The organism is Lacticaseibacillus jixiensis (assembly GCF_042847315.1).
Classification (GTDB): Bacteria; Bacillota; Bacilli; order Lactobacillales; family Lactobacillaceae; genus Lacticaseibacillus; species Lacticaseibacillus jixiensis.
Window position 1 is genome coordinate 1 of the sequence record NZ_BAAFPR010000044.1, and the last position, 11,768, is coordinate 11,768.

Here is an 11,768-nt window from a genome sequence, read left to right on the forward strand (position 1 = left end):
GACGAAGTCCATCAGTTGGCGACCTGAACTGAATAACTGAATAGGTCGTGCGTCGAGCCGAAAACTGGGTCGGTCTGTTCGTGGTGCATCGATCACCAACTTCTCCGCTCAGTCAGTATTCGCAACGATCCAAACGTTGCTTTCAGACCGGCCAGATGCGATTTCATGTCCCCAATACCGAGGTGAATAATCCAGGATAATTCTTCTCGCGCCGTTCGGTGATCAACTGGGCCTGCTTAAGCAGCTTCAAATGATAAGAAACCGTCGCCGGGGTGAGGTCGAATTGCGCGGCGATTTCGCCTGCCGGCTTCGGCGCATCTTTGAGCAGATTCAAGATCTGCCGCCGTACCGGGTCGGAAATCGCCTTTAAGGTGTCACTCATTGCCATCGCGGTCCTCCAATCGTTTTGTAAGTATTCTGTTTAGATGATTATCTAAATAGAGAGTACCGCCATCGATCGCTGATGTCCACTATTATTTAGAAGATTTTCGAAATAGCTTGTTGAAACTTGATTTCGGCTTGCCGCATGCAAAAGCGAGCATCCCCATTGCGATGCTCGCCAATTTACGGTGTTATCGGGTTGCGGCGCTCACCCCGCCAGGATGGGACGCTTGCCATGCTTTAGCCTCTGCCAGCAACAGCTGCCACCTTCTGGCAGTATCTGCCGCATCGATGCGCCGCAGCAAGTACTTGCCGGTGCTGACGGCTGTTCCTAGAATTTCTCTAGGCGCTGGCCCTGGCGTGACTGAAAAATCCCAGAATTCGTCTTCGGCCATCATCACCGATGTTTGTGATGGTGCGGCGAGAGCGTTTTGCTGCTCATCAACTTGCAAGGCGCTTTGCAGCTTGGCCAGCCCGGGATCAGCAGATAATTTTCGCTGAGCTTGCTGCCAAGCTTCGAAAGTGATTTTCCCAGCGGCAAAGTCTGTTCCCAATTGGTCAAACTTGCGCCGCCCATGGATAAGCGTCTGCTTGCTCCAACGCTGGCTTCTGGCCACCATCGCTTCAATCAATGGCTTGGCGGCTTTAGGTGCAGCTTGACTTGGCTCAAACAACGCAACCGCACGCAGCGCACCTTTAAAATGCACCCGATCGCCGATATGCACGTCATCGCCTGCCACCAGTTCCGCAAGCAAGCGCACAGTAAGCGGCAGTGCCCCGCCAGCTTCTGGATCTTCAGCCATAACTTGCGACACGGTTGGATCGACTGCCACCACCAGCCAGCGCATGAGCTTGCGTTGGCCTGTTTCCAGCTGCACTTGCTCTTCTGCCGCATCAACAACGACGCCTTCAATGAGAAATGCGACCTTATCGTTGTCCATGTTACCCCTCCATTTTCTAGAATGTTGCATCGACCCATTGCTGCCACTGCGCCAACTCGGCTTCACCCCATGGCGAGTTGCGCGATGCCAGCGGCAAATGGTGCGCTTGGGCAAATTGATAATCTAACATGATCTCTTGTGCTTGCTGGTGCAAATACGCCGGATCAGCCAGCTTACTTTGATCGATCGCTTCCCGCTCGCGTTGCAACCGCCCGTATGGTGCGATCGTCAGCGGCTTGCTTGGCGTTTCGATCACCAGCAGCTTAGTCGTCACTGCATCTACAGCGGCACGCGTTTCAATATTGATCTGGCGTTGTCGCATTTGCACTTCACGCAAAGCTTGTTGCGCCGCGGCACTGGCCAGTCGCACCACCCGCCGCACCCGATACTGATAAGCCGCCAAATTATTCAGTTGCGGCGACCATTGCGTCGTTAACCGCTCCAGTCGTTGCACCATGGCTTGGGTGTTTGGTTGCCCAATGAGGTACTTGGCTTGCCAAACCGCTTGAACTTGTTGGAGTTTAGCCCAGCCAGCCTTGATAAGATGGGCGATTTGCCGGCGATCATGCAAATGATGCAGCACCTCGACCTCCCGCAGTTGGCCTTGCAGAAAAATATCGTTAGAATACCGAATCACCTCAGCTGTCTTGAATAACGCAGGGCTCACCACCAACCCAATCGTATCGCTGAAGTTCGTCATTCTGTGGTGCCGGCGCTGCGCCACAACATACACACGCATGAACAATACGTTTAGCGACTTGATTTGGTCTGCCGATTCAACAATCATCAGTTTCTTCGGCCGATCTACCACCCCACTGAATCTAAGCAGTGCCGCTTGCTTAGCCATCATCACCCCTTCTTTCTGCCTGTCTTGAGTATACAAGCAGCCCTAAAAAGAAGCGATTTTTTCGCTTATCCCAGAACGTTAAGCGCACGAAATTCGCCAAGTAAATTCAATTGTAAAAAGTTGGTAAATCGCTTGCACAATTAAATCGACCGTGATATATTATCGCTGTAGATGTCGAGTGGAACTTGGGAAGCAGTGGTGGCCACACCGCTTCAGCGCCGCACCTGGCGCACCAAGTCCCTACACGAGTCGATCTAAGGCGCAATTGCGCTACGGCTCGTGCGTCCAGAGCGTCTGTGCACATTCGCGACGAAGCCAAGTGTTCACATCCCTAGGCAGTATAGCAATATACAGGACGTCATTAGATCAGCTGGCAGGCGGTTGCGCCTGCTGGTACTTAATCAAATAACGATTGGCAGGCAGCAAGAATCGATAGCCTGCCACAACAAATACACGATGGTGAATATACCGATCGTGTATTCGTCGTGTTCAGCACTTTGGATACAAAAAGCCGGCTCAACGAAATTTGTTGAGCCGGCTTTTTCATATAGATCCATCGAATTTAGATTCAACGGATAGCTGTAATTTACTAATCTCTTTTACCGCACCAATCACTACCCTAATACGAATATCAAAGGCCAGCCGTTGCGGGGTTGCAGCCGGCCGCACCGCCTGCGCCGGCTTGCTGGGCTTGCGCGCCGGAGCAATGGCTGGCCGGGCCCGGGGAAGTACGGGCTTTATACGACTGTGGTCTTCGTCGAGCTGCGCAAAGCAACGCGGCTGCGTGTAAGCTGTGACGCCGCTTGGGCATAAACCGCCCAAACATCATCCCATCTTACACACACCGCTAAAACCGCTTTGCTCCGCTCTGGTTTTTTCGTCGAGCTGCGTGGCGCAACGCAGGTGCGGTTAGCTACGCCCTCGCACTCGAGGCAAAGTACGCCTCAAGCGCGATGGCTATGCTACCCGACCCGCTAAGAGCGCGCCACTCCGCTCTGGTTTTCGTCGCTCTGGTTTATCCCACGTTTAGTATCCACATAAATCCAATAAACACAAAGAACAACGCATACATGATTGGGCTGACTTGCTTGCCGCGCTTGGCAGCGATCATTGTGATCGGGTACATGATAAAGCCTAACGCGATCCCATCAGAGATACTGTAAGTCAGCGGCATCCCCAACAAGATCAAGAAACTTGGAATCGCAATGGCCATGTCGTCCCACTTGATTTCGCGCAGCGACTGCGCCATGAGCACCCCGACAATGATCAACGCCGGTGCGGTGACTTGCGTGGTCACCACTGACAACAGCGGCGAGAAGAACAAGCCTAACAGGAACAACACGCCGGTGGTCACCGCCGTTAAACCAGAGCGGCCGCCGACAGCGATACCGGCACTGGATTCAACATACGCACCCACTGGGCTGGTACCAAGCAGCGAGCCGACTAACATCGCCGTAGAATCACTGGCCAAGGCCTTGCCTACACGCGGCATTTTGTTATCTTTCATGAAGCCGGCTTGGTTGGCCAAGCCCACCAAGGTGCCGGCAGTATCAAAGAATGTGACCAATAAGAAGGTCAACACGACAACCACCAGTTGCAAGGAATTGATGTCGCCGATGTGGCGCACCGCCACCAAGAACGTCGGGCGCAGCGACGGCGCCGCAGAGATGATCGCACTAGGCGCATGGATCAAGCCGGTGACTAAACCCAACAGCGTGGTCAACACCATCCCGATAAAAATGCCGCCTGGGACTTTCTTGACCATTAAAATCGCCGTGACCACCAAGCCGAAAATCGTCAGCCAAGTGGTGCCCACTGACAAGTCGCCTAACCCAACCAGCGTGGACTTGTTGGCCACGATCAAGCCGCCATCAGACAAGCCTAAGAAAGCAATGAACAACCCGATCCCACCGGAAATGGCGTATTTCAAATCAGCCGGGATCGCATCAATGATCATTTCACGCAACTTGAAAATCGTGATCAAGATGAAGATCAAGCTGGCCACAAACACGCCAGCCAAGGCGGTTTGCCACGGGATCTTCATGCCGATGCACACCGAATACGCAAAGAACGCATTGATGCCTAACGCTGGCGCCGTGGCGATCGGATACTTCGCCAAGATCCCCATCAACAAGCATCCTAACGCCGATGCCAAAGCGGTCGCGGTGAACACCGCGCCTTTATCCATCCCCGAAGCCCCCAGTACGGATGGATTAACGAACAGGATATAGGCCATCGAAATGAACGTGGTGAACCCCGCCAACAGCTCACGGCGAATGGTGGTGTTCAATTGATCAATTTCGAAATAAGCCAGTAACTTCTTTTGCATACATTAGCCTCCAAAAAACGAACTTTGTTTCTGGAACAACGGCTATCATCATACATTAATCTGACAAAATGGTAAAGGACTATTTCTTTTTTGGCCAAAAGACGAACATTATTGTCGCGACTGCACCCCGGCGGCACTGGCCACAGCCATGATCCCCAAAGCCCCCAGCACCAGCATCAACGCTGCCATCCCGCCGTTATGCAGCCACGGGCTGATCGACACGCTTAGCCCTGCCAGCGTTGAGGCCAAGGGGTTCACCGCCGCCCAGCCGCCAGAGTAGGCGCCGATTTTTTCTTCATCCATTAAATCGGCGCGCAAGGTTTGACTAGATGGCACGGCGATCATTTCCCCAATCGTCAACACCACCACCCACAACGCCAGCGGCCACAAGCGCGCCGCCAAGAAACTTGCCGCAAAGCCCACGGTTTGTAAACACATCCCCACCGCAAACGCGACGCGCAAGGTCCAGCGTGACGTTAAGCGGGTGAACACCGCCATCAAGGTAATGATTAACACCGTGTTGATGATCGTTACCAGCGACAACATCCGCTGCCCATAAATCGCGATGCCCAACACCGTCGTCGCGTGAAAATCCCGCCCCAAGTGCACCGCCAAATAATAACTGGGCTGGCTGGTGACGATCATGGTCAACAGCGACCCCGCCAAGAACTTCACATACCGCCGATCGGTGAACACCACCGTATACGAGCGCAGCGCCTGCCATGGCGAGCTGTTGGCTTGACCCGTTGCCGCAAAAGTCTCGCGCATGCCTAAGCTGATGATGCCGGCATTGATCATGGCCACAATTGCCATGGCCACCAGCAGTTCAAAGAGGTAGTCGCGAAAGAACCAGCCGCCTAACGCCGAGCCGATCATCACCGAAATATTGATCACCCAATAGATCATTGCATACACGAAGCGGCGATTGTCTGGCGTCGACGCGTCGATCATCATCGCCTGCTCTGCCGGATCGGCCAACGACCCGCCTAAGCGCGCCAACAAGAACCCAAAGAATGCCGCCGCCGGAAAGCGCCCCAATGGCGAATTCACCGCCGCAGCAATCACATAGCCCACGATCAACAAGGCGCTGCCAGCCAACATGATCGGCTTGCGCCCGTGTACATCCGCCAAGTGCCCGCCGTATAAGCCGGCAAAGAAACTGGCGATGGACACCACCATCAACAATACCCCAGCAGTGGCCGCACCAAAATAATGCGCATAATAAATCGTCATGTTCGGCAACACCGCAGCGTTTAACAGTGCGGTGAGGAACACCGTCAATGTGCGCAGTTTCAAGTTGTGGTCCAGCGCCATAAATTCTTGCATATTCCACCTCAAAGAAAGTCTAAGGTCTAGTATACACCGCGCCTTGGCCAAAACACCGCTGCCTGCTTAGCGCGCCGCTTGGATCCACTTGTAGCACAACCCGGGATTGGAAATATCATATTTAGCACATAGCTTGCGCAAGGTGGTTTCACCGCTTTGATACTCCGCCACCACCGCCGCTTTCAAGTGCGCCGGATACCGCCTAGTGCATGCATACGGCTGCAGCGCCTGCTTGCCGCCTGCGTCATATGCTTTGCGCCAACTGGCCAGCAGATGATGATCGATCCCGCTGGCTGCTTCGATGCTGCGCGCCGACGCCCCGGCACGCAACGCCGCTACCGCGTATAACTTTTCTTCTATTGTGTAATGCGACCATTGTCTCATGAGCGCCGCCTCCAACTTTAAGCTATGATCAGCTTGCCATCTGAAACGCGTTACAGGTCAAGAAAAAAATGATCAAGCTTACAAAAAGCGCTTTCATTTTGTCGATAAGCCAGTATAATGAAGGTGGTGCTTCGGAACCATCCCGATTCCGCAGGCGCTGTTGGCGCAGCATTCCGGTCAAATGCGCAAGCGTCAAATATGTAAACCCACCTTCTTTCAACCGAGGCCGCAACCCATTGCGGCCTTTTTGTATACCAGAGCGAAGCAAAGCGCTTTTAGCGGGTCAATTAGCCTAGCCCTCGTGCTTGCGGCGCATTATGCCGCGAGTGCGGGGGCGTAGCTAATTGCACCCGCGTTGCTTTGCGCAGCTCGACGAAGACCCAGAGCGGAGCAGCCCGGTCTTAGCGATGTGTGTAAGACAGCCTGAGCCGATGGCGCACTTTGCCATTGGATCGGGATGGCTTACACGCGATCGCGTTGGGCTGCGCAGCTCGACGAAGACCACAGCGAAGTGGCGCGCTTTTAGCGGTGGATATAAGGCGGGATGCCGCAAAGGCGCTCTTTGCCTTGGCGGCGTCACGACTTATATCACGCCGCGTTGCGCCACGCAGCTCAACGAAGACCACAGTCGTAAAGCCCGGCCAGGTGTTGCTTCGGCGCGTGGCTCGGCAAGCCGGCGCAGGCTGTGCGGCCGGCTGCAACCCCGCCAAGTACGCGTGGTTTACGCCTAACTTTTGAGCTTTGCACTCGCCTGCGGCTCGCCTCGCAAATCTCAAAAGTTGCCGCGATTAGCACAGCAAGCCAAGCACAACCCGCTTGTCTTACTGCGCTAATCGTTTCACGGCCTGACCGGCTTGCCGCACCACGCACCTACGCAACACCTGGCCTCTGGTATCTGAATCAGGATAGTGAGTAGTGCAGTACACAATAAGCAAATCATGCAATGTGGATAGCCAATAAATAATCGTTCATGATTATGTAATTAGTGTTTTTAGTATATGAATTATTCAATCTTTTGCGCCTATATACATAGCTCTGGACGTCTGATACAATATTCAGGCACGAAGTTTAATGCGCGGTGGCCTTCGATTACCAGAAGGGAGCTGATGCCTATGGAAGCATGGGAATCACAAAATCTGGGAAAGGTGCGCCTAATGTATATCCTGGACGTGTTCGTCAACGTCCGAACACCCGCCTGCCACCTGATTGGCGATCACGCTGACACCATTGTCGGGTTGATCACCATCATTTCTAAGTTGCTCGATCTCAGAACAACGTGGCAAGCGGGCACCGCTGACGGAAGGAAGCGGCGCAAGCGAAAAGGAAAGCATAAGAAAAAACCACGTCATTAATACTTTTCACCGAGTAGACGTGGTTTTATAACAATGTCGAAAGGTCACCGCTCTTTAAGCGGCGTGCCGGACGTGGCGTTTGAGCACCACGTCTTTTTTGTACATAGATATGATAACATGAAGCACTAATTCGTGACAATAGCGTGCCAAACCAGCACATCTCAGATACAAGAAAACGCCGCTGATTCAAAGAAGCGGCGCAAGCGAAAAAGAAAGCACAAGAAAAACTACACCATTAACTTTTGAACAAGTAGACGTGGTTTAATAACCTATTCAAAAGGTACCCGCTCTTTTAGCGGCGTGCTGAACGTGGTGTTCCCGCACCACGTTTTTTAGCACACAGATATGATAACATAATGTGTTGTTTAACGGCAACAAGACATCCACAATTATTGATAACAGCCCTCATATCATCTGTCCGTTTCCACGCTACCAAACATCCGCGACTCATTTGCATTTTCTTTATCATACTACCCGCCCTCCTGATGCCGACAATGTAGGACAGGTGTTGCGGAGGCGCGCGGGGAAAGCGTCGGTCAGGCCGTGAAACGATCAGTACAGTAAGACAAGCGGGCTGTGCTTGGCTTGCTGTACTGATCGCGGCAAATTCCCAGACCCGCGTTGAGCGCAGCGATGCGGGGCTGGGAATTTAGGCGTAAAACACGCGACGACGTGGAGCGCAGCGGAGCTAGTTGCGTGGTTGGAGCCGGCCGCACTGCCTGCGCCGACGCTTTCCCCGCGCGCCGCAGCAACGCCGGTCCGGGCCTGACCAAAACCACGGCTTGACCAGGTCCACGCTTGATACGCTGTGGGCTTCGTCGAGCTGCGTGGCGCAACGCGATTGTGTGTAAGCTGTCCCGAGCTTATGGCAAAGCCCGCCATTAGCTCAGGCCATCTTACACACATCGCTAAGAACGCACCACTTCGCTCTGGGGTTTTTCGTCGAGCTGCGTGGCGCAACGCGGCGTGATATAAGTCGTGACGCCACGTGGGCAAAGTACGCCCAAGTGTCATCCCGCCTTATATCCACCGCTAAGAGCGCGCCACTTCGCTCTGGTTTTTTTCGGCTTCCCTTGCGGCTTGACATGGCTGCTGGCGGTTCGTTATGCTTAATTTAGTTAAAGAAGTTTCATCGGTACGCGCAAGCGCAAGACGGTTTTCTCGGGGAGGAAAACGCTTTGTGATTGCGCGCTTTTTGCCCTAAAACATACTTGTCACTCACTAAAGGAGGCCACCCTTATGCAAGACCCCCACCTCATGCCCAAAGCCAAAGTGCTGTCAGAACTCAACGTTGATCGCCGCCACGGCTTAACCAACTCAGTCGCCACCGCGCGCCTCAAGCACAACGGGCCTAACGCTTTGGCCCAAGCGCCGCAGCCTAAAGCCTGGCAGATCTTGGCGCACACATTCAAAGAGCCGCTGATGATCATCTTGTTCATCGCGGTGTTCCTGGCTTGGGCCAGTGCTTGGTATGACTGGGTGGTTATCGGCGACCAAGCCCATGCCATGGCGGCGATTTATGAATCGATTGCCATTCTGCTGCTGATCGGCGTCAATGCTGGGTTGTCCTTCTGGCAGGCGCGCGCGGCGCAGAAGTCGCTGGCAGCGCTGCAATCCATGGCGGAACATCACGCCACGGTACTGCGCGAAGACAACTGGGTGGAGATCCCGGCGCACAATGTGGTAGTCGGCGATATCTTGAAAGTGCGCACCGGCGACTTCATCGAAGCGGATGTGCGCTGGCTGCAAGTGGCAACGCTGCAAGCCAACGAAGCGCACCTCACCGGTGAAGCCGAGCCGGTGGACAAGCAGACGCATACCATTGCAGCGGCAGAACTCGGCGATCGCACCAACATGGGCTACTCCGGTTCGATGGTCACTCATGGCACCGGCATCGGCGTGGTGGTGGCCACCGGCATGCAAACCGAACTGGGCCAAATCGCCAGCTTGCTCAACGCCGCCAAGCCGACCAAAACGCCGATCGAACGCACCGTTAACAAGCTTTCAAAGCGTCTGATGGCTTGCGCGTTAGTCGTGGTGGCGTTCACCTTAGCCTTGGAATTGTTCAAAGCGTATGAAGCCAGCGGCAGCTTAAGCATGACGGCGCTGGCGGAATCTTTATCCACCGCCATCGCCTTGGCGGTGGCTGCCATCCCCGACGCCTTGCCGGCAGTGTTGGCGATCGTGTTGACCATCGGCGCCAATCGCTTAAGCCGCCACAACGGCTTGATCAAGTCCTTGAACGCGGTGGAAACTTTAGGTGCGACGAGTTTTGTCGCCAGTGACAAAACCGGCACCTTGACCCAGAATCAAATGACCGTCACCCACTTCTGGGCCAATGGCGAACACTTCAGCGTGGAAGGCAGCGGCTTTGACCCAGTCGGCGAAATCATGCCAGAAGGCGCAGCAGTTGATTATCAAGCCTTCATCCAAGCCGCCGTTGTCAACAACGAAGCCGAGGTCCAAGAAGACGAAGACGGCCGCTATCAACCTTTCGGCAACCCCACCGACGTCGCCTTAGTGGTGATGGGCGAAAAAGCCGGCATCCGTCGCGACCAGCTGTTGGCCGGGCCGTGGGACATCGTGCGCATCCTGCCTTTTGACTCCACCCGCAAAATGATGAGCGTCGTCTTGAAAACGGCAGCCGGCTATCGCGTGTTGACCAAAGGCGCGCCTGATGTGGTATTAAACATCGCCGACGCCGTGATGCAACATGACCAAGCCATCGCCGCCGAAGATGCGCGGATGGTGGTGGAAGCCACAGTGTTGGATTTCGCCAATCAAGCCTTGCGGACCTTAGCGGTGGCCACGCGCGACATTGATGAAGACTTGGCCTTGCATGGCGACGCAGCAGCCTTGGAACAACACCTGACGATCTTAGGGATCGCCGGGATCATCGACCCGCCGCGGCCAGAAGTGCGCCAATCCGTGGCAACGCTGCATCAAGCCGGCGTGGCGGTGGTGATGATCACCGGCGATCACGCGGCCACGGCGCGGGCCATCGCCTTGCGCTTAGGTATCGTTGACGATGCCAATGCGCCGGTGATCGAAGGCCGCCAGCTGGAAGGCATGGATGATCGCGAGTTGTTCGACTTAGCGCCTTCGATCCGCGTGTATGCCCGGGTCAGCCCGGCGCATAAGCAGCGCATCGTGCATGCGCTGCAGCAGCACAACGAAATCGTGGCGATGACCGGCGATGGCATCAACGACGCCCCGGCGTTAAAAGCCGCCGACATCGGTATCGCCATGGGCATCAACGGCACGGAAGTCACCAAAGACGCCGCCGATTTGATCCTTTTAGATGATAAGTTCACCACCATTGAAACCTCAGTAGCCGCTGGGCGGACGATTTTTGGCAATATTAAGAACTTTATGCGCCATGAGTTGACCACCAATGTCGCCGAAGTCTTAGCGCTGCTGCTAGGCGTGGTGTTGATCACGGCGCCGATCGGCCAAGTCACCGCGACGACGCCAGTGTTAACGGCGCTGATGGTGTTGTGGGTGAACATGATCTCAGACGCCTTGCCCAGCTTCGCGTTGGGCTATGATGTGCCGGAAGCCGACTTGATGCAACAGCCGCCGCGCAACGTCCACCAATCGATCTTAAAAGGGATGCTCGGCCGCATCTGCTTGCGCGGCGTGGTGATGGGCGCGCTGGTATATCTGGCATTCGTTTGGGCGGCGCAGGCTGGCTTAACCGCCCAAGAAGCGCAAACAGTGGCCTTCTTGACTTTGGTGTTCGGTCAGCTGTGGCATGTGTATGACGCGCGCAGCACCCGCACCTTGTTCCACCGCAATCCCTTCGAGAACGGCAAACTCACCATCGCCGTAGCCTTTGCCGCCGTGGCCTCGCTGCTGGTCACGCTGTTGCCGTTTTTCAACACGGTGATGGGCACCGCGCCACTATCCGGCAGCTTGTATCTGGCGGTGGTGTGCTTACCGGCGCTGCCAACGTTAGTGTTGTCCGGGATCAAAGCGCTGTGGTTGCGGCGCAGACAGTAAAAAAGAGGCAGCCTCCTGTTCGGAAGCTGCCTCTCTTTCTACCGCTAGTCAAGAGAAAGTTGCTACATTGGGCTTTCTCTTGTAAGCACCCAATAACAGACCGTCTTGAAAATCAATAGAGGCCCGTTCCCAGATTCAGGGAAGCGGACCTCTTTGCTTTAAGCGACGGTCGATTGGGCGGTACCGGTAAATGTTTGGTTCCAAGG

General features: G+C 54.8%; 8 protein-coding genes. 2 read left to right on the plus strand and 6 right to left on the minus strand.

Features of this window, described 5'->3' with window-relative positions; all coding sequences use genetic code 11:
* Positions 1-163: 163 nt before the first annotated feature.
* The 6 genes from ACGG90_RS14665 to ACGG90_RS14690 form a co-directional block, all read right to left on the minus strand.
* Positions 164-388, minus strand: a complete 225-nt coding sequence (locus ACGG90_RS14665; RefSeq protein WP_390410545.1) for a metalloregulator ArsR/SmtB family transcription factor — start codon at positions 386-388, stop codon at positions 164-166.
* Between the two features lie 184 nt (positions 389-572).
* Positions 573-1,322, minus strand: a complete 750-nt coding sequence (locus ACGG90_RS14670; protein WP_390410547.1) for a hypothetical protein — start codon at positions 1,320-1,322, stop codon at positions 573-575.
* Between the two features lie 16 nt (positions 1,323-1,338).
* A complete protein-coding gene (locus ACGG90_RS14675) occupies positions 1,339-2,169 on the minus strand; it encodes a hypothetical protein (RefSeq protein ID WP_390410549.1) in 831 nt (276 codons plus the stop codon).
* A gap of 1,015 nt (positions 2,170-3,184) precedes the next feature.
* Positions 3,185-4,498 (minus strand): NCS2 family permease, encoded by a 1,314-nt coding sequence (locus tag ACGG90_RS14680; protein ID WP_390410550.1) that lies wholly within the window; start codon positions 4,496-4,498, stop codon positions 3,185-3,187.
* A 108-nt stretch (positions 4,499-4,606) separates the two neighbouring features.
* Positions 4,607-5,824, minus strand: a complete 1,218-nt coding sequence (locus ACGG90_RS14685; RefSeq protein ID WP_390410551.1) for an MDR family MFS transporter — start codon at positions 5,822-5,824, stop codon at positions 4,607-4,609.
* A 66-nt stretch (positions 5,825-5,890) separates the two neighbouring features.
* On the minus strand, positions 5,891-6,208 hold the full coding sequence (locus ACGG90_RS14690) for a hypothetical protein (RefSeq protein ID WP_390410552.1): 318 nt from the start codon (positions 6,206-6,208) through the stop codon (positions 5,891-5,893).
* 1,112 nt (positions 6,209-7,320) lie between these two features.
* On the opposite strand from ACGG90_RS14690, the gene ACGG90_RS14695 reads away from it, so the two are divergent.
* Together ACGG90_RS14695 and ACGG90_RS14700 are read left to right on the plus strand one after the other, a co-directional pair.
* Positions 7,321-7,560 (plus strand): hypothetical protein, encoded by a 240-nt coding sequence (locus tag ACGG90_RS14695; protein ID WP_390410554.1) that lies wholly within the window; start codon positions 7,321-7,323, stop codon positions 7,558-7,560.
* A 1,239-nt stretch (positions 7,561-8,799) separates the two neighbouring features.
* Positions 8,800-11,562 carry a cation-translocating P-type ATPase gene (locus tag ACGG90_RS14700; protein WP_390410556.1) on the plus strand — a complete coding sequence of 921 codons (2,763 nt, stop codon included), beginning with the start codon at positions 8,800-8,802 and terminating at the stop codon, positions 11,560-11,562.
* Positions 11,563-11,768 lie beyond the last annotated feature (206 nt).

Bases quoted from the DNA above. Each gene is read 5' to 3' on its own strand.
- ACGG90_RS14700 (WP_390410556.1), top strand. From the start codon at position 8,800: ATGCAAGACCCCCACCTCATGCCCAAAGCCAAAGTGCTGTCAGAACTC.
- ACGG90_RS14680 (WP_390410550.1), bottom strand. From the start codon at position 4,498: ATGCAAAAGAAGTTACTGGCTTATTTCGAAATTGATCAATTGAACACC.
- ACGG90_RS14690 (WP_390410552.1), bottom strand. From the start codon at position 6,208: ATGAGACAATGGTCGCATTACACAATAGAAGAAAAGTTATACGCGGTA.
- ACGG90_RS14675 (WP_390410549.1), bottom strand. From the start codon at position 2,169: ATGGCTAAGCAAGCGGCACTGCTTAGATTCAGTGGGGTGGTAGATCGG.
- ACGG90_RS14665 (WP_390410545.1), bottom strand. From the start codon at position 388: ATGGCAATGAGTGACACCTTAAAGGCGATTTCCGACCCGGTACGGCGG.
- ACGG90_RS14685 (WP_390410551.1), bottom strand. From the start codon at position 5,824: ATGCAAGAATTTATGGCGCTGGACCACAACTTGAAACTGCGCACATTG.
- ACGG90_RS14670 (WP_390410547.1), bottom strand. From the start codon at position 1,322: ATGGACAACGATAAGGTCGCATTTCTCATTGAAGGCGTCGTTGTTGAT.
- ACGG90_RS14695 (WP_390410554.1), top strand. From the start codon at position 7,321: ATGGAAGCATGGGAATCACAAAATCTGGGAAAGGTGCGCCTAATGTAT.